At 68.4% G+C, this 18,197-nt stretch carries 14 protein-coding genes; 10 read left to right on the top strand and 4 right to left on the bottom strand.

Translation table 11 applies throughout. The features are described 5' to 3' along the window. The first annotated feature begins 29 nt into the window (after positions 1 to 29). Both AC3DET_RS18625 and AC3DET_RS18620 read left to right on the top strand, forming a co-directional pair. Positions 30 to 287, top strand: coding sequence for a YcgL domain-containing protein (locus AC3DET_RS18625; RefSeq protein ID WP_192202862.1), 258 nt, complete (start codon positions 30 to 32; stop codon positions 285 to 287). Next, positions 280 to 3,576, top strand: coding sequence for an ankyrin repeat domain-containing protein (locus AC3DET_RS18620; protein WP_488392580.1), 3,297 nt, complete (start codon positions 280 to 282; stop codon positions 3,574 to 3,576). The genes AC3DET_RS18625 and AC3DET_RS18620 overlap by 8 nt, the downstream gene beginning before the upstream one ends. On the opposite strand, the gene AC3DET_RS18615 is transcribed toward AC3DET_RS18620, so the two are convergent. Then, a complete protein-coding gene (locus AC3DET_RS18615) occupies positions 3,573 to 5,369 on the bottom strand; it encodes a monovalent cation:proton antiporter-2 (CPA2) family protein (RefSeq protein ID WP_192202864.1) in 1,797 nt (598 codons plus the stop codon). The two genes, AC3DET_RS18620 and AC3DET_RS18615, sit on opposite strands and share 4 nt — an antisense overlap. A 116-nt stretch (positions 5,370 to 5,485) precedes the next feature. Here AC3DET_RS18615 and AC3DET_RS18610 point away from each other — a divergent pair, with 116 nt between their 5' ends. Continuing rightward, complete coding sequence (locus AC3DET_RS18610; protein ID WP_488392579.1) at positions 5,486 to 6,376, top strand: hypothetical protein; 891 nt, start codon at positions 5,486 to 5,488, stop codon at positions 6,374 to 6,376. Between the two features lie 162 nt (positions 6,377 to 6,538). Here AC3DET_RS18610 and AC3DET_RS18605 read toward each other — a convergent pair whose 3' ends face one another. Continuing rightward, positions 6,539 to 7,408, bottom strand: a complete 870-nt coding sequence (locus tag AC3DET_RS18605; RefSeq protein ID WP_488392578.1) for a DUF2306 domain-containing protein — start codon at positions 7,406 to 7,408, stop codon at positions 6,539 to 6,541. Positions 7,409 to 7,590: 182 nt separating this feature from the next. On the opposite strand from AC3DET_RS18605, the gene AC3DET_RS18600 reads away from it, so the two are divergent. Together AC3DET_RS18600 and AC3DET_RS18595 are read left to right on the top strand one after the other, a co-directional pair. Further along, positions 7,591 to 9,555 (top strand): winged helix-turn-helix domain-containing protein, encoded by a 1,965-nt coding sequence (locus AC3DET_RS18600; protein ID WP_488392577.1) that lies wholly within the window; start codon positions 7,591 to 7,593, stop codon positions 9,553 to 9,555. 194 nt (positions 9,556 to 9,749) lie between these two features. Next, positions 9,750 to 10,616 carry an energy transducer TonB gene (locus AC3DET_RS18595; RefSeq protein WP_488392576.1) on the top strand — a complete coding sequence of 289 codons (867 nt, stop codon included), beginning with the start codon at positions 9,750 to 9,752 and terminating at the stop codon, positions 10,614 to 10,616. 94 nt (positions 10,617 to 10,710) lie between these two features. On the opposite strand, the gene rho is transcribed toward AC3DET_RS18595, so the two are convergent. Together rho and trxA are read right to left on the bottom strand one after the other, a co-directional pair. Beyond that, a complete protein-coding gene (rho, locus tag AC3DET_RS18590; RefSeq protein WP_446539326.1) occupies positions 10,711 to 12,399 on the bottom strand; it encodes a transcription termination factor Rho in 1,689 nt (562 codons plus the stop codon). 213 nt (positions 12,400 to 12,612) lie between these two features. Next, the gene (gene trxA / locus AC3DET_RS18585) at positions 12,613 to 12,954 is read right to left on the bottom strand and encodes a thioredoxin TrxA (RefSeq protein ID WP_055939299.1); all 342 of its coding nucleotides are present in this window, start codon (positions 12,952 to 12,954) and stop codon (positions 12,613 to 12,615) included. A 225-nt stretch (positions 12,955 to 13,179) separates the two neighbouring features. Here trxA and rhlB point away from each other — a divergent pair, with 225 nt between their 5' ends. The 5 genes from rhlB (at position 13,180) to ung (ending at position 18,188) form a co-directional block, all read left to right on the top strand. Further along, positions 13,180 to 14,877, top strand: a complete 1,698-nt coding sequence (gene rhlB, locus AC3DET_RS18580; RefSeq protein WP_488392575.1) for an ATP-dependent RNA helicase RhlB — start codon at positions 13,180 to 13,182, stop codon at positions 14,875 to 14,877. Between the two features lie 104 nt (positions 14,878 to 14,981). After that, positions 14,982 to 15,668 carry a cell division ATP-binding protein FtsE gene (gene ftsE, locus AC3DET_RS18575; protein ID WP_192202871.1) on the top strand — a complete coding sequence of 229 codons (687 nt, stop codon included), beginning with the start codon at positions 14,982 to 14,984 and terminating at the stop codon, positions 15,666 to 15,668. Then, entirely contained in the window at positions 15,665 to 16,609 is a 945-nt protein-coding gene (gene ftsX / locus AC3DET_RS18570) for a permease-like cell division protein FtsX (RefSeq protein WP_488392574.1), read from the top strand. Before ftsE ends, ftsX begins: the two co-directional genes overlap by 4 nt. A 14-nt stretch (positions 16,610 to 16,623) precedes the next feature. Next, positions 16,624 to 17,463 (top strand): response regulator, encoded by an 840-nt coding sequence (locus AC3DET_RS18565; RefSeq protein WP_192202873.1) that lies wholly within the window; start codon positions 16,624 to 16,626, stop codon positions 17,461 to 17,463. A gap of 17 nt (positions 17,464 to 17,480) precedes the next feature. Beyond that, positions 17,481 to 18,188 (top strand): uracil-DNA glycosylase, encoded by a 708-nt coding sequence (gene ung, locus AC3DET_RS18560; protein ID WP_488392573.1) that lies wholly within the window; start codon positions 17,481 to 17,483, stop codon positions 18,186 to 18,188. Positions 18,189 to 18,197 lie beyond the last annotated feature (9 nt).

The raw sequence follows: 18,197 nt of genomic DNA, 5'->3' as shown, positions 1-18,197 counted from the left end.
TGTCCACTCGCGGGGCGCGATACGCGCGAATGCAAGCCTACGTCTACAAGACCGAGCGCAAGGCCGACACCTTCGTCTACCTGGCGAAGCGCGACGACTTCACCCTCGTGCCCGAGCCGCTGCGTACCCAACTGGGGCCCCTTTCGTTCGTGCTGGAAGTGGCGTTGACCCCCGACCGCAAGCTGGCGCGCGAAGACGCCAAGGTGGTCCGCGAGAACCTGACCGCGCGCGGCTTCCACATCCAGTTCCCGCCCCAAGCCGATCCCACCGTTCGCCCCGATGCCTGATTTCCGGCTGCAGCCCCGTCCTGTCGCCCTGGTCGCCTTGCTGGCGGGACTGCTGCTGGCCGGCATTGGCGGAGGGGTGGGCGGGATTTTCGCTGCCGTGGCGGCATGGCTGGCGCAACCGGCCGTGGCGCTGGGTGTGTCGTGGCTGCGGGGCACCCGCGTGCTGGCGCCCTCGCGCGCCTGGCGCGAGGACGTGCCGGCCTTGGTGCTGGCGTGGGCGGTCGCGTTCGCGGGTACGGCCCTGCTGCTGGCGTGGCCGCTGGCCTCGTTGCGCGACAGCGGCAGCCTCCCGGCCGCGCTGGGTGTCAGCGCGGTGGTGGGCGCGGTGATCGTCGGGCTGTGGCGGACCTGGCCCCTCTGGCATGGCCTGGAGCGTGATGGTGGCGCCCTGTCCGCGCACTGGCGTGGCCTGGTCGAACGCGACTTCCATGCGTGGCGCGGCCTGGCGGTGGCGACGCTGTTGACGCTCGCCGTGGCCGGTGGCCTTTCCCTGGCATGGACGGACCTGGTGCCGGACGCTGCGCGTACCGGTGCCGCCGTGGCGTATGCGCTGCTGTTGCCGCTGGTGCACTGGGGCGTGCAACGGCTGGACGGGGCCGGTGTGTTGCCCGTCGTGGAAATGCCCGGGAGCGACGCCGTTGCCCTCCACGCAACGGACGTGGAGGAAGCGCCTGGACACGGCCTGGACCTGGAGCAGGCGTTGTTCGATGCCGCCCGCGCCGGACGCGTGGACCGTGCGCTGGAACTGATCGAGGCCGGCGCGGATCCGCATGCCGTGCCGGCGGAAGGCTCGCGCGACCAGCGCAGTCTCGGGGCTCTGGCGGCCGTGCTGCCCGACCTCCGTCTGCTGCGCACCCTGATCGCGCATGGCGTGGACCTCAACCATGCACATGCCGGCGTGACGCCGCTGCTGGCCGCGACGCGCGACAGCTGGCACGGCCGCCCGGACGCGGTCACCACGCTGCTGGCCAACGGCGCCGATCCGCGCATCGCCGACGCGGATGGCAACACGCCGCTGCATCACGCCGCCCGCAGTTCCGATCCCGGCGTGGTGGCATTGCTGCGCGACGCCGCTGCGGAACTGGATGCTTTGAACCATGACGGCCTCACTCCGCTGGGCGTTGCCTGTGTGGCCGGCAACTGGCGGCTGGCGAAGTTTCTGCTGGAGCGGGGGGCGCGTCCGGATCCGCAGGGCGGGCAACCCGTCCTGCTGGCGGCGGCCTCGACCGAAGAAGACGACCCTGCCGGCGTGCAACTGCTCCTCAAGCACAAGGCGAAGGTGGATGCGCGCGACGCCCAGCGCCGCAGCGCGCTGCATGAAGGCGCGTATGCAGGCCATGCGGAAATCGCGGCATCACTGCTGGCCGCCGGTGCCGATGTGCATGCGCGCGATGCACAGCAGCGCACGCCCTGGCTGGAAGCCGCGCGCGGAGGGCATCTGGGCGTGCTCGAAAAGCTCGCCGAGGCGGGAGCCGACCGGCAGGCGGTCGACGCGGATCGCAGGAATGCGCTGACGCTGGCATGCGCCGCTGAGCATGCTTCGCCGGCGCTGGTGCGCCGGCTGCGGGAATGGGGCGTCGATCCCGAAGCCACCGACGCCCAGGGCCGGCGCGCGGTCGATCTTGCTGCCGAGGCGGGGCGCTGGGCGCTGGTCTCGGCCCTGGACCCCGGTTATGCGCTGCCCACCGCCGTGGCGACGGCGGATGACGAAACGCCTCCCGACCGTGCACCGGTGGCACTGCTGCGCGAGGGCCTGGCGAGCGGCCAGGTGGAGGGCATGGAGGCGCTGGCGCGCCTGAGTTCGCGCGATGAGCTCGGTGCCCTGCTGCACGACCCGGAGATGCAGCGTCCTACGCGTCTGGCATGGTTGCTGCGGCAGGGTGCCGATGCCGACCATCGCAACGCGCAGGGCGACACCCTCGCATTCGCCCTGCTGTCCCAGGGGCCTGCGGGCATGCCCGCGTTGGCGACATTGATGGCGCGTGCGGTTTCGCCGGCCGGTGCCGGGGGCCTGGCGCGCTTCATGGCCGCCTGCGCGGCGGACGACCAGGCGGCGCGGACGCTGGAGTCCTGCGCACTGGACCTGCTCGAGCGTGGCGCGGATCCGTTCGCCGCCTCCCCGCAGGGCGATCCTGCGCTGTCGCTGGCGGTGCGCCTGGGTTGGCAGCGGGTGCTCGACCGGCTGCTGGATATCGGCGTGGACCGCGAAGCGCGCGACAGCCACGGCATGACCGCGTTGCACCTGGCGGCAGTACTCGGCCGCGAGACCGCTCTGAAACACCTCATCGCCAAGGGTGCGTCGCCCGAGTCACGCGCGGCCGATGGCCAGACTCCGCTGGGCGTCGCGCTGGCCTGTGGGCGCCGTGACCTGGCCGACTGGCTGGACTGGCGCATCTGGTCGCTGCCGCGTCGCGCGCTGCGTCCCGCCGACCTGCCGGCGGCGGCCATGGCGGGTGATCGCGATGCGGTACGACGGTTGCTGGATCTCGGCTTCGACGTGGACTCGCCCGACGCCCAGGGTTGCACGGCGTTGCTGCGTGCCGCGGGTGGCGGATTCACGCCCACGGTGGAACTGTTGCTCGCGCGCGGCGCCGATGCGCAGCGTGCCGCCAATACCGGCGCGACGCCGCTGTCGGCCGCGGTGAGCATGCGTCAGGCCGACATCGTCAGTGCATTGCTTGGCGCAGGCGCCGACATCGAATACCGGCTGCCCGGTGGGGTGACCGTGCTGATGCTGGCGGCGGCGCTGGGCCTGCCCGAAATCGTCGCCCGCCTGATCACCGCCGGCGCCAACGTGCATGCCGGCGATGCGCAGGGACTGACGCCGCTGCATTGCGCCGCCCTGTATGGATTCACCGCGCGCGAGAAGCCGCGCCTGGTAGCGTTGCTCGACACCCTGCTGCTGTCCGGCGCGGAATCCGAACAGGTCGCGGCGGGATCGGTGACGCCGCTCCTGTTGCTGCTCGGTTCCCGGGCGGAGCCCGGCACCGCCTGCGACGAGGAAGTCGTGCTGGCCGGCCTGGAACGCCTGCTGGATGAAGACGTTTCACTCGACGTGCAGGATCCGCGCGGCTTCGGGCCGCTGCACCTGGCGTCGCTGCATGGCCTGCTGCGCGTGGTCAGTCGCCTGCTCCGCGCCGGCGCCGATCCGGAGCTGCGCGATGCCTTGAACCGCACGCCGCGCGAGATCGCGGTGATGCGCGGCTTCATCGACGTGGCGGCGGAATTCGTTCCGGCCACGCCGGGCGCGGGCGCATCGATGGCCCGCTTCCTGCGCGATCGCGGTTAACGTGCCGGCGGCGGAACGTCTTCGCCTGTCGCGTCGGCTTCGAAGAGTTTCTCCAGGTCGCTGATCGCATCGCGTGCAGTCTGGATCACCGCACCGTCGTCGTCGTACACCAGGTACTGGGCGCGCATCAGGCTTTCGTCGTGCTGGCGGAAGCGGCGGGTGTGCTCGGCGGCGGTCTCGGGCGGTATGCCCAGTTCCACCAGTACCTGCTGCGCCATCTCCAGGCTCGATCCCAGCGTTTCGCGATAGGCCTCCGCGCTCAGGTCCATCAGGCGCCACGCGTGCTGCCGGTTGCGCGCCCGCGCCAGTACGCGCGCCTCGGGGAACATGCGCCGGATCAGCCGTGTCGCCTTGATGTTGGTGTCGGGGTCGTCCATCGCCACCACGAAGACCTTCACATGCTGCGCGCCGGCCGAGCGCAGCAGGTCGGGGCGCGTCGGGTCGCCGTAGTAGAGCCGGATGTTGCCGAACCGTCGCAGCGTGTCCACCGTCTCGGGACTGTTCTCGAGCGCGACGAACGGGATGCGCTGCGCCGTGAGCAGGCGCGCGACGATCTGACCGAACCGGCCCATGCCCGCGATCAGGACTTTCGGCTGCTCGTCCGGAATGTCGTCGAAGGCACGGGTCGCCGGTCCGGATCGCCGCACGTGCGCCGGCAGGCGATGCAGGCCCAGCAACAGCACCGGCGTCAGCGCCATCGAGATGCCCACGATGGCGGTCAGCTGGTTGCGCAGTTCGGCGTCCATCAGGCGCACGCGCGCGGCTTCGCTGAACACGACGAAGGCGAACTCGCCCCCCAGCCACAGGGTGCCGGCCAGCATCAGCGCGCCGCGCGGATCCAGCCGTCCCGGCCAGCGCCCGACGCAGAACAGCAGCGTGAACTTCACCGTCAGCAGGATCAGCACGCCGGCGGTGATCAGTTCCGGCTGCTTCACCACCGCGTCCAGGTCGATGTCCATGCCGACGGCGATGAAGAACAGGCCCAGCAGCAGCCCCTTGAACGGATCGATCTGCGATTCCAGTTCGTGGCGGAATTCCGAATCGGACAACAGCACGCCGGCAAGGAACGCGCCAAGGCCGGCGCTGAGGTCGGCCAGTTGCATGAACCATGCGATGCCCAGCACCACCAGCAGTGCGGTGGCGGTGAACACTTCGGGCATGCGGGTGCGCGCCACGATGCGGAACAGGTGCCGCAGCAGCAGCCGTCCACCGACGATCACGATGGCGACGGCGCCGACCGCATGCAGCACCATGGTCCAGGTCAGCGTTTCGTTCTTGGCGCCGCCCAGCAGCGGGATGGCGGCAAGCAGGGGAATGGCGACCAGATCCTGGAACAGCAGGATCGCGAAGCCGAGCCGGCCGTGTTCGGTGGTGAGTTCCTTGTGTTCGGACAACAGCTGCAGGCTGACGGCCGTGGACGACAGCGCGAGTCCCAGCCCTATCACCAGCGCGGTCTTCCAGTGATGTTCGAACAGCAGCGCGACCCCGCCCAGCACCAGCGCACTCAGCATCACCTGCAGGCCGCCCGCGCCGAACACCGGCTTGCGCATCACCCGCAGGCGCGACGGCGACAGTTCCAGGCCGATGACGAACAGCATCATCACCACGCCGATCTCGGCGGCATCCAGGATGCGGTCGGCATCCCGCACCAGCGCAAGCCCGTCCGGACCCAGCACCACGCCGGCCACCAGGTACGCCAGCACGGCCCCCAGGCCAAAGCGCTTGAACACCGGCACCGCGATCACCGCGGCCAGCAGGAATACCAGCGTCAACTCCAGACCACTACCGTGCATGCGTCACCTCGCGCGGATAGTATGCGGCGGACGGAGCTGGTCCGAACCCATTCTCGGAAACCGAAGCGGGTGGCGTGCGGCCAGGGCACGATGATCCATGGACAAAGGAGGAGGTAGTGAAGCAGGGCATCGGGTGGGGCATGGCCATGGTGGCAGGGATGCTGGCAGTGTGGAATCCGGTTTGCGCCAAGGAGAGGACCGACACTGTCGAGGGCAGTGATCTGCGCAATCAGGTGGTGGGCAGCATGCTCCTGACCGGCAAGCTGGTCGTAGGCGCCGACGGCGCGATCAACGCTTACGCCATTGACGGTGCCCACAAAGTGCCGCCGCAGGTATTACAACACGTGGCGCGGCATGTTCCGAGCTGGCGGGTGATGAAGACCGGAGGTATCCCAGTGGAGCAGCGCTTCAGTGTGCGGGTCATGGCCACGCCGCAGGGCGGCGACAACTACGCGTTGTCACTGGTAGGTGCTGCGATCGCCAGGCAGCCGAATCCAGACGAAGACATCGCTGTTGTTGGCCGCCGCGAACGCCCCGAATATCCTCGCGCGCACCGAAACATCGGCGTCAGCGGCACGGTGTACATGGCGCTAAAAGTCGGGCGCGACGGCAAGGTGCAAGACCTGATGGCTGAGCAGGTCAACCTGGATTTCGTCGGCTCGCCGGCCGAGGTCGCGCAAGTGCGGGCGGACTTCGCAGCACATACGGCGGCTGCGGTGCGGCGATGGAAGTTCCGCCTGCCGGCGTCGGGTCCTCTCGCCGCCGAGTCTCATGTAGTGGTGCGTGTCCCGGTGCGATACACAATGGAACAGGTGCCGGGCTACGGGGAATGGGAGTACTACGTGCCCGGACCGCAGCGTGCGGTGCCATGGTCGGATCAGGATGGCATGGCGATCGGCGCCGGCGAAGCTGGCGTGCCCAAGCTGGTCGGGGTAGGCCCTTACCTGGAGATGCCGCTCGAACCCCGTCGCGGGTTGCGTGCATCAGGCGCATACACCATTCCTTAGTCCATCCCGTCCAGGAGGAACCTTCAATCGACTCGCTTGCCCGTTGTCGCCATCGGTATCTCGTCGGATAGAAGCGTTCGCTCATTGCTTCACGGAACAACAGAGCTCGTCATCCGATCTGGCGAGGTTCATTCCACGACGAGTTTCGTCCTCCCGCCGCCATCAACCCGCCAGGACATGCAGCAGGTGCTTCCCGTACTTCCCGGTGGGCGTGGCGCTGACCATGACGACCGCATAGGCGAAGATCAGAGCGATCGCGGTGAAGGCGATCACCGCCGGCCACGCCAGGCGGCGGGGTAGCGCGATGCGCTTGTGCTTGTTGCGGATGAAGAATTCGGCGACCAGTAGATTGGGAACGAAGAACAGATAGAGGATCGCGTAGTCGAACAGGCCGCTGGTGGTGCCTGTACCGATGCCGGCGCCGCCGGTCAGGTCCTTCCACGCGCGGAACTCCAGGTCGAACACCCATGAGCCCAGCACCATCGCGAACAGGCGGATGGCCCAGGCGCGATGCAGCTCGAACCGTTTCGCCCGCGCATGCAGGTATGCCATCACCGCGCTCAGCATCAGCACCGCGCCCCAGATCGCGAACGCGATGGAGGCGGCCGGCGTGTAAGCACCGTGCGTCAGGATGAACGACATGCCGCCGACGCCCGCCAGGAGGCCCGCGCTCACGTAGATCCGCCCCATCCAGCGATGCACGGCGCGATGGCGGGTGCGGATACGCGCCGACAACAGGATCGGCCAGGCCAGCACCAGCACCGTGCCCGTGACGAAGTGGACACCGATGCCGATGTTGGCGATCCAGTCGGAGGCGGTCTGCATCGGCAGGCCGTCCATCAGAGCGCGCCACTGCTCGAAGTTCTTGAACGTCGCCCCGGTGGCCCGGAGCGTGATGTAGGCACCGAAGGCCAACAGGCCGATCAGGGTCACGAAACGGAAGACGCGAGCGATGCCGCGGAGCCCTCGTTCCGCGACGGAGGCCTGCGGCGCCCCGGTTCGGTCCATGCGCATCGTGCCTTGCTCACTCATGGCGTTTCCTTTCCGGGCTGTTCCGGGTCGCTCCCGGCGCCGACAGCGTCCGGTCGTGGCGAGGGGATGTCGTTAGGGGAGTCGCAGGGCGCGATGAGGAAAGCTCAGGAACGCCGGTGGCCGGCCCGAGCGCGTCGGCACCTATACTGGATCGGGCGGGGCAGGCTCCGCCGGGGGACCGCATGCCGCAACCTGATCCGAGCCGCCTGGTCTTCGACGACGTGGTCATCGACTTCGCCGGTCGGCGGCTGATGCGCGCGGGCGGCGAGCAGTCGCTGGAACCCAAGGCCTTCGCCGTGCTCGCGCTGCTGGCAGGTTCGCCCGGCCGGGTGTTCACCCGGGAGGAGCTGTTGGATGCGGTCTGGGGCCATCGCCACGTCACCCAGAGCGTGCTTAACCGGATCATGAGCCTGCTGCGTCAGGCGCTGGGCGAGGACGCCCAACACCCGCGCCTGCTGCATACCGTGTATGGGATCGGCTATCGCTTCGATGCGCCGCCGGTCGATAGCGTCGCAGCGCAAGAAGCACCGACGGCCGCACCCCGTTTGCGCTGGGTGTGGATCGTGGCCACGGCGGCCCTGGTGCTGCTGATCGTGGCGATGACCGCCTGGATGCCGCGCGGCGCCATTCGCAACACGTCCAGCGTGGCGGCCGGGGCGCAAGCACGGCCTTCGCTGGCCGTCCTGCCGTTCGCCGACCTGTCGCAGGCGCGCGATCAGGCCTACATGGCCGACGGCCTTGCCGAGGAAATCCGCAACCAGTTGGCGCAGTCTCCCGCGTTGCGCGTGGTGGGCCGTGCCTCCAGTGCGGCGGTCAACCGCAAGCGCGATGACCTGCGCGCCGTCGGCCATGCGCTTGGTGTGGCCTATCTGCTGGAGGGCAGCGTGCGCCGCGAGGGGAGCCACCTGCGTGTCACCGCGCAGTTGATCCGTGCCGATGATGGCTCCCACCTGTGGTCGAAGACCTACGCGCGCGAACTGCGCGACGTATTCGCGGTGCAGGACGAGGTTGCGCGCGATGTGGCGCGAGCGCTCAGCGTGAAGCTGGATGTGGCCAGGTTCAACCGCGAACAGGGCGGCACCACGCAGGTCGACGCTTACGAACGATTCCTGCGCTGGCGCAGCATCGTGATGCGCGAGCAGTTCGACTTCGAACACGACCGCCTGCGCCTGCAGCTCGCGCGCGAGATGGTGGCGCTGGATGCGCAATGCGTGCTGTGCTGGGATGCGCTCGCGGTCTCGCTGAATGCCATGGCAGAGGAACTCGACGACGTGCAGGCCGATCGGTTGCGTGCGGAGGCGTTGCAGATCCGGAACCATATCGCCCGCATCGCGCCTGAGAGCTGGGTGGCCAGGCGCGACCGGTCCAATGCGCTGTGGCGCGAAGGCAGGCGGGCCGAGGCCATCGCGCTGGCCAGGCAGATCACCGATGCCGGACCGTTGACCAAGGAGCGCACGTGGGACTACGCCTACATGCTCTATGCGATGGGCCATCTGGAGGACACCATCGCGCTGGTGGAACAGGTGCGTGCCACCGAACCCAGGGCGCTGTTCCTGTCGCGCGACCTGCAGTACGACTACACCGCCGCGCGTCGCTACGCGGACGCGGAGGCCGAATACCAGCGCGGTCTTCGGCTGGAGGGCAGCCAGCGCGAGCCGGACTACGTGGCTTTTTTCCGCCAGCTCGCGGGCCGGCGGGCCGGAGGGACGCCTGAGCTGCAAGCCCAGCATCGCCGTTTGCTGCGGTACGACGGTCTCGATACGCCATTCTTGCGCGATCTGGGCGAAGTGCTGGACGACCGGGAAGCGATGCTTGCGCTCGTACGCCGTGCGCTGGCGGACGATGCTTACGCCGGCGGAGTCGAGGTCGCGTACGCACGCACGAGCGTGGCAGACGCACTGGGGGATGCGGGCCTGGCGGTGAGGTCGTTGCGCAGGGAACTCGAAGCCCGGCCCGGATTCGAGGACGGCACCATGGCGCAACACGCCTACGTCGCCTTCTGGAACGTGCCGTACTCCGGTGCACGCGCGCACCCCGACTTCAAGGCGTTGCTCGTGAAAGCCGGCGTGGTCGACTACTGGCGGCAGACTGGCCGGTGGGGCGACGGTTGTGGTCCGGTGGGAGCCGACGATTTCCAGTGTCGATGAGCGCAACCCCCTTGCCTGGCCGCGCGTTGGCACTTGCACTTGCCTGCCGGAGGCGGTCGTCATCGCGCGTCCCGTCCCTCGTCTTGTGCACGGGGCCGGTTCCGGCCTTGGCCGTGCATGCGTTGTCTCGTGGCGATAGTATGCGGCGGAAGGGCCCGGACAGGGCCGCATTTCCACGGATGAGGGAGAGGATGATGAAGCAAGGAATCCTGTGGCGCGCCGCGATCCTGATTGCCGCCCTGGTGCTGGCACAGCCAGCCTTGGCCCAGGGGGCGGCGGCCGTGCGCAAGCAGGTGGAGGCCAGCCTGCGGGTGACCGGATCGATCACCATCGCCACCGATGGCAGCGTCGAGCGCGTGGAGCTGGATGCGCCGGAAGCGTTGCCCAAGGGCATCGCGGCGTTCGTCGGCGGCAATGTCGCGGCGTGGCGCTTCGAACCCGTGCTGGTGGATGGCAAGCCACGCCGCGCGTTGACGAAAATGAGTGCGCTGGTGGTGGGCAAGTCGATAGGCGATGACCAGATGCAGGTGTCCATCCGCGGCGCGGATTTCGGCGACTATGCAGCGACTCCCGAGGCCGAGCGCGTTGTTGCGCTCAAACTCAAGCCGCCGAGCTACCCGGCCGGTCCGGCCCGGAGTGGTGCACAGGGCACCGCCTACCTGCTGGTCAAGGTCGAGCGTGACGGCAGCGTCGGCGAAGTGGCTACCGAGCAGGTCAATCTGCGCATCGTCACCAACGAGGCGCAGATGAACCAGTACCGCGAACGTTTCGCCACCGCCGCGATGGCGGCGGCCCGGACATGGACGTTCACCCCGCCGACCGCAGGCGAGGAGGCAACGCAACCGTACTGGGTGGTGCGTGTGCCCGTGGACTTCACCTTCGGCGGCCAGCAGCGCCAGGGCAAGTGGGAGGTCTACGTACCCGGCCCGCGATCACGTCCGATCTGGGCGCCGGATGAAGATCAACCCGGATTCGCCCCTGGTGCGCTCGCCGAGGGTGGCGTCCACCTTGCCGGCAACAAGAGCGGCCCCCGGCTGCTGACCCCACTGGATGGCGCCTAGCATGGCGTGAATGCCGTCGCGGCCGATACGCGCGTGGAAGCCAACGAAAAAGCCCCGCATCGCGGGGCTTTTTCTTGTCTGCTGTCGGAGCGGCTCAGCGCTTCATCGAGCTGAAGAACTCGTCGTTCGACTTGGTGTTCTTCATCTTGTCCAGCAGGAACTCCATCGCCGCGATCTCGTCCATGGGGTGCAGCAGCTTGCGCAGGATCCAGATCTTCTGCAGCAGTTCCGGTTCGATCAGCAGGTCTTCGCGGCGCGTGCCGGAGCGGTTGATGTCGATGGCCGGGTAGACGCGCTTCTCGGTGATGCGGCGGTTCAGATGCACTTCGCTGTTGCCGGTGCCCTTGAACTCTTCGTAGATCACCTCGTCCATCTTGCTGCCGGTCTCGACCAGCGCCGTGGCGATGATGGTCAGCGAACCGCCTTCCTCGACGTTACGCGCGGCGCCGAAGAATCGCTTCGGGCGGTGCAGGGCGTTGGCGTCCACGCCGCCGGTCAGCACCTTGCCGGAGCTGGGCACGACGTTGTTGTAGGCGCGGGCCAGGCGGGTGATCGAGTCCAGCATGATCACCACGTCCTTCTTGTGCTCGACCAGGCGCTTGGCGCGTTCGATCACCATTTCGGCCACCTGCACGTGGCGGGCGGCCGGTTCGTCGAAGGTCGAAGACACCACTTCGCCGCGCACGGTGCGCTGCATTTCGGTGACTTCTTCCGGACGCTCGTCCACCAGCAGCACGATCAGGTGCACGTCCGGATGGTTGGTCGTGATGGCGGTGGCGATCTGCTGCATCATGATCGTCTTGCCCGCCTTGGGCGGCGACACGATCAGCGCGCGCTGGCCCTTGCCCTGCGGCGCCATCAGGTCGAGGATGCGACCGGCGATGTCTTCCGACGAGCCGTTGCCGCGCTCCAGGGTGAAGCGGCGGCGCGGGAACAGCGGCGTCAGGTTCTCGAACAGGACCTTGTTCTTCGACGCCTCCAGCGGCTCGCCATTGATCGTGTCGATGGTCGACAGCGCGAAGTAGCGCTCGCCATCCTTCGGCCAGCGGATGCGGCCGGCCAGGTGGTCGCCGGTGCGCAGGTTGAAGCGGCGGATCTGGCTGGGGCTGATGTACACGTCATCGGGGCCGGCCAGGTAGCTGGCCTCGGCCGCGCGCAGGAAGCCGAAGCCGTCCGGCAGGATTTCCAGCACGCCGTCGGCGGCCACGCCCTCGCCATGGCGGGTCAGCACCTTCAGCAGGGCGAAGATGACGTCCTGCTTGCGGGCGCGGGCCACGCCTTCCTGGATGTTCAGCTGCTCGGCGATGTCCAGCAGCTTCGGCGCCGGCATGCGCTTGAGATCGCCCAGCGAATACTGGGGGAACCCTTCCGGCACATTCGGCATGGCGCGCGGCACAAAGGCGTCCTGGCCATTGCCGTTGCCATCCTGCGGTAGGCCGTCGTTGCCCTGGCGCTCGCGGTTGCGCTCGCGGCGGTTGCGGAAACGGTCACGGCGATTGTTGTTGTTGAAGCGGTTGCCGTCGCGCTGGTCGCCGCCGTCCTGCTGCTGGCCGCCTGCCTGGTTCTGCGGCACCGGCGCGTCGCCGCCACCGTCATGGGCCGGACCGGGCCCCGCAGGGGTGGGGGCGCGCTCGCTGGTCACCGGCGGCAGCGGGAGCTGCGGCGCCGGGTCGATGCGCTCTGCCGGTGCGGCGGCGGTATCGGCGGACGTGGTCTTCGGGACACGGGCTTTGCGCACGCGCTTTTCGGCGGGAGCGCCGGTTTCGTTGCTGCTGTCGGACAAGGTGCGATTCCTCGCTAGGTGGCGAGCGCCGGCGTTGCGGCGGCGGGGTGAAGTGAAGAGTGGGTATTCAGATCAGATGGGTGCGGCGCATCCCCTGCGCCGGATTTCGGGTTCGACACTACCACCGGCCCGGGAGGGCGGCAAGCCGCGTGGGGGCGATGGGTTCAAGCGGATTCAGCCTGGGCCCCCGCCTGGACGGGGGCTCACGGGGCATCAGGCGGCCTGGGTGCCCAGGGCCTTGTCGATCATCTGGGTCAGCTGCCCCTTGCCGACGGCGCCGATCTGGGTGGCCTGGATCTGGCCATCCTTGAACAGCAGCAGCATCGGGATGGAGCGCACGTGGTACTTGATGGCGGTGGCGCGGTTCTCGTCCACGTTCACCTTGGCGACCTTCAGCTTGCCGCCGTAGGTCTCGGCCAGCTCGTCGAGCACGGGCGAGATCATCTTGCACGGGCCACACCATTCGGCCCAGAAGTCCACCAGTACGGGTTCGCCGGACTGCAGCACGGCAGCATCGAAATCGGCATCGCCGACGTGGGTCACTTTGTCGCTCACGGGGATCTCCTGCGGAGTCCGCGGCCGGGCGCGGACGGGTTTGGGCCAGGACGGCCACCACTATTGGGGTAAACTGGGGCGTTCCGCGACCTTTTCAAGGTTACCCAGGTGGTCGCGCAACCCGGCACAGGGGGCGCAGTGTGCGACGCCGGTACGGCCGATGCAAGCACACCCACCGCATTCATAAGAGACGCGCGCGGAACACAGCGACGCAAAGAAGAAGGCATGAGCGACAAACCGTTAACCGATATCACTTTCTCCTCGTTCGACCTGCATCCGGCGCTTCTGGCCGGGCTGGAAGCCGCAGGTTTCTCCCGCTGCACGCCCATCCAGGCGATGACCCTCCCGGTCGCCCTCGCGGGCCGCGATGTGGCCGGCCAGGCGCAGACCGGCACCGGCAAGACACTGGCGTTCCTGGTGGCGGTGATGAACCGCCTGCTGATCCGCCCGGCGCTGGCCGATCGCAAGCCCGAGGATCCGCGCGCGCTGATCCTCGCGCCGACCCGCGAGCTGGCCATCCAGATCCACAAGGATGCCGTGAAGTTCGGCGCCGACCTTGGGCTGCGCTTCGCGCTGGTCTACGGTGGCGTGGACTACGACAAGCAGCGCGAGATCCTGCAGCAGGGCGTGGACGTCATCATCGCCACCCCCGGTCGCCTGATCGACTACGTCAAGCAGCACAAGGTGGTCAGCCTGCACGCCTGCGAGATGTGCGTGCTGGACGAAGCCGACCGCATGTTCGACCTCGGTTTCATCAAGGACATCCGCTTCCTGCTGCGGCGCATGCCCGAGCGCACCACACGGCAGACACTGCTGTTCTCGGCCACGTTGTCGCATCGCGTGCTGGAGCTGGCCTACGAGCACATGAACGAGCCCGAGAAGCTCGTCGTCGAGACCGAGTTCATCACCGCGGCCAGGGTGCGCCAGAAGCTCTACTACCCGGCCGATGAAGAAAAGATCCCGCTGCTGATCGGCCTGCTGTCGCGCAGCGAAGGCGCGCGCACCATGGTGTTCGTCAACACCAAGGCGTTCGTCGAGCGCGTGGCGCGCGCGCTGGAACGGGCCGGCTACCGCGTCGGCGTGCTGTCCGGCGACGTGCCGCAGAAGAAGCGCGAATCGTTGCTGAGGCGATTCCAGGCCGGCCAGCTCGAATTGTTGGTGGCCACCGACGTGGCCGCGCGCGGCCTGCACATCGATGGCGTGTCGCACGTGTTCAACTACGACCTGCCGTTCGATGCCGAGGACTACGTGCATCGCATCGGCCGTACCGCGCGCCTGGGCGCCGAGGGCGATGCGATCAGCTTCGCCTGCGAGCGCTATGCGATGTCGTTGCCCGACATCGAGGCCTACATCGAACAGAAGATCCCGTCCGAGCCGGTCACCGCCGAGCTGCTGACCGCGCTGCCGCGTCCGGAGCGTCCGAAGCCGGCAGCGGGCGAGGGCGATGACGAAGAAGAAAGCGTCAGCCAGATCTTCCGCGAGGCCCGCGAACAGAAGGCGGCCGACGAAGAGCGTCGTGGCGGTGGCCGCAAACCCGGTGGATCCGGTGGCGCGGGTCGTCGCGAAGGTGCTCGCCGCGAAGGTCCGCGTTCGGCCGATGGCAAGCCGCGTCCGCCGCGCGCACCGCGTCCGCCACGCCCCGAAGGCGAGGCTGTCGTCGCCGTGGCGGCCGCAGCGGCACCGGCGGCGCATCCTGCCGAAGTGGCGCGTCCCGAGGTTGCCGCGTTGCCGGAAGGCGAGCGCAAGCCGCGCAAGCGCCGCCGCCGCCGTCACGGCCGTCCGCTCGAAGGGGCCGAAGGCGCCGTGGCGAACGTCGCGCCGTCCGCACCGAAGCCCGCGTCCGCACCGAAGCCGGCCGACGAGAACGCGGGTTTCCTGACGCGGCTCGGACGCAAGATCCGCTCGCTGGTGTCCGGCGGCTGAGTCGCATCGCTGCGCGTGAGGAGAAGAAGCCGGGCATGTCCCGGCTTCTTCTTTTATGCGGCAGCATCGCCAGTGTCTTGATCGGTCCGGCATAATCGACGGACATGAGCGTCCTTCGATTTGAAAACGTCAGCAAGCAATACCCCGGTGGCCATGCGGCACTGGAGGACGTCAGCTTCGAGGTGGCCGAGGGCGAGATGCTGTTCGTCACCGGCCATTCCGGCGCCGGCAAGAGCACCCTGCTGAAGCTGATCCACCTGAGCGAGCGGCCCAGCCGCGGTGCCGTGGTGTTCGGTGGCAGGAACCTGCTGAAGGTCCGTGGCGGGCGTATTCCGCTGCATCGCCGTGATGTGGGCGTGGTCTACCAGGACCACCGGTTGCTGACCGACCGCACGGTGATGGAGAACGTCTCGCTGCCGCTGATCCTGCGCGGCGACCGACGGGGCGACATCGGCAAGCGCGTGCGCGAAGTGCTGGCACGGCTGGGCCTGGGCCATCGCGAGAAGGCGCTCCCCACCCAGCTGTCCGCCGGCGAGCAGCAGCGCGTGGGCATCGCGCGCGCCATCGTCGCCGAGCCGCGCCTGCTGGTGGCCGACGAACCGACCGGCAACCTGGACCCCACGCTGGCGGCCGAAATCATGTCGCTGTTCGCATCCATGCCGGAACGTGGCACCAGTGTGCTGGTGGTCAGCCATGACCTGTCGCTGCTCAAGCGGATGAAGAAGCGCGTGCTGATCCTGGACCACGGCAAGCTGGTCGACGACATTTCGCCTGCGGACCTGGCCGAATGAGCGATCTCGAGAACACCCGCGTGCGGCGGCGCTCCGGCGCCGGCATCTGGCTGGACCAGCATCTCTACAGCTTCGTTTCGAGCCTCGGCCGTGCGGTGCGGCGCCCATGGGCCACGCTGCTGACCATCGGTGTGATGGCGGTGGCATTCGTGCTGCCGTTGGGTCTGTGGCTGGCCCTGCAGAACGTGGGCCACTTCGCGGGCGATGTGCAGCAGTCGCGCGAGATCGATCTCTTCCTCGCGCCGGAGACACCGGTTGCGCGTGCGGAGGCGTTGGCCGAGGAATTGCGGGCACGCACCGATGTCGCCAGCGTGGCGGTACGCACGCCCGAAGAGGGCCTGGCCGAGTTCCGCGAGCGCAGCGGGTTGAGCGCGTCGCTGGACCTGCTCGATGGCAATCCGCTGCCCAGCCTGTTGGTGGTCGTGCCCGAAGGCGACGAGGCGCGGCTTGTCGGTGCGCTCGAAGCCTTGCCGGAAACCGATCTGCTGCAGCACGACGCGGCATGGCGCGAACGCCTGGCCGGATGGATGGGCTTCGGCAAGCGACTGGTCTGGGTGCTCGCTGCGCTGTTCGGACTGGGTGCTTTGCTGGTGGTGGGCAACACGGTGCGCCTGGACATCCAGTCGCGGCGCGAGGAAATCGGCGTACTGCAGTTGCTGGGCGCCAGTGATGGCTTCATTCGACGTCCGTTCGTCTACCTGGGCGCCTGGTACGGCCTGGCCGCAGGCGCGCTGGCGCTGGGCCTGCTGACGTTGGCGGCATGGGCGCTGCAGGCGCCGCTGGCTGCGCTGGTGCGCAGCTACGGCAGCCCGTTCTCGCTGGTCGGGCTGGACCCGCTTGGCGCGACGGCCGTCGTGGCGGCGGCTACGGTCATCGGCTGGGTGGGGGCATGGCTGGTGACGGGCCACTTCTTGCGTCAGACTCGACCGATTGAAACCTGAGATTCCTCCCCTTCATGGCCCAAGAGCTCCGGCACCTGATCAGCGACGCGCCCCGCGTGATGGTGGTGGACGGGTCCAAGCTGGTCCGCAAGCTGATTGCCGACGTGCTGCAGCGCGAGTTGCCGGGGGTGCAGGTGATCGGCTGCTCGAGCGTCGCCGAAGCGCGCAATGCACTGGCGGGCGGTGAAGTGCACCTCGTCACCACGGCGCTGGCTCTGCCCGATGGCGACGGACTGGAGATCGCGCGCAGCGTGCGCGAGGCGGCGGGACAGGCGTACGTGCCGGTGATCGTGGTCTCCGGCGATGCCCAGCAACATCTTGAAGAGCGTCGCTTCACCGAGTTCGTCACCGATTACTTCGACAAGTCGCTCGGCCACGAAGCACTGGCGACCTTCATCCGGGGTTACGTGCAGCCCGAACCGATCGTGGGTGCCACGATCCTGTACATCGAAGACAGCCGCGTCGTCGCCGAGACCACGCGGCGCATGCTGGAGCGCCAGTCGCTCAACGTGGTGCACGTGCTGAAGGCCGAGGACGCGTTCGCCCTGCTCACGGCGGAATCATTGGGCCTGTCCACGCACAAGTTCGACCTGGTGCTCACCGACGTCATCCTGAAGGGCGAGCTGAGCGGTCGCGACATCGTGCAGCGCATCCGCGTGGACTTCGCCTACGGCAAGCGGCGGTTGCCGATCCTGGTGATGACCGGCGACAGCAACCGCGACAACCAGGCCGAACTGCTGCAGGCCGGCGCCAACGACCTGGTGCTGAAGCCCATCGCCGAACGCCTGCTGGTGACCAAGGTGCTGTTCCAGCTGCGCCTCGCGCGCATGGACGAATCCCGCAGCCTGGTCTGAGGCGCGCGCGACACCGCATGACCGACGACGACCGCATCAAGCTGGAGCCTTCGTGGAAGGCGCACATCGGCGACTGGCTGCAGCGGCCGGACATGCGCGAGCTGTCGGCCTTCCTGCGCCAGCGCAAGGCTGCGGGTGCGCGCATCTATCCGCCCGGGCCGCAGATCTTCGCCGCGTTCGACGCCACGCCGTTCGATGCAGTGAAGGTGGTGATCCTCGGCCAGGATCCGTACCACGGACCCGGCCAGGCGCATGGCTTGTGCTTCTCGGTGCTGCCGGGGGTACCGGTGCCGCCGTCGCTGGTGAACATCTACAAGGAAATCAATGCCGACCTCGGCATTCCGCCGCCGGATCACGGCTGCCTGCTGCCGTGGGCACGCCAGGGCGTGCTGCTGCTCAATGCCGTGCTGACGGTCGAGGACGGTCGTGCGGGTGCGCACCAGGGCAAGGGCTGGGAAGGGTTTACCGACCATGCCATCGAGACGCTGGCACGCGAGCGCGAAGGCCTGGTGTTCCTGCTGTGGGGCAGCTACGCACAGGCCAAGGGCAAGGTCATCGACACGCGTCGCCATCGCGTGCTGCGCGCGCCACACCCCTCGCCGTTGTCGGCGCATCGCGGGTTCCTGGGCTGCGGGCATTTTTCCGCGACCAACCAGTACCTGGCGCAGCGCGGACACGCGCCGATCGACTGGCGGTTGCCGCCGCGCGACCAGTTGGTGCCATGAAGCAAGCTG

The organism is Pseudoxanthomonas sp. 97-1-1, from assembly GCF_057773125.1.
The sequence above is the reverse complement of the archived record's forward strand: the minus strand, read 5'-3'. Positions and strand labels throughout refer to the sequence as shown.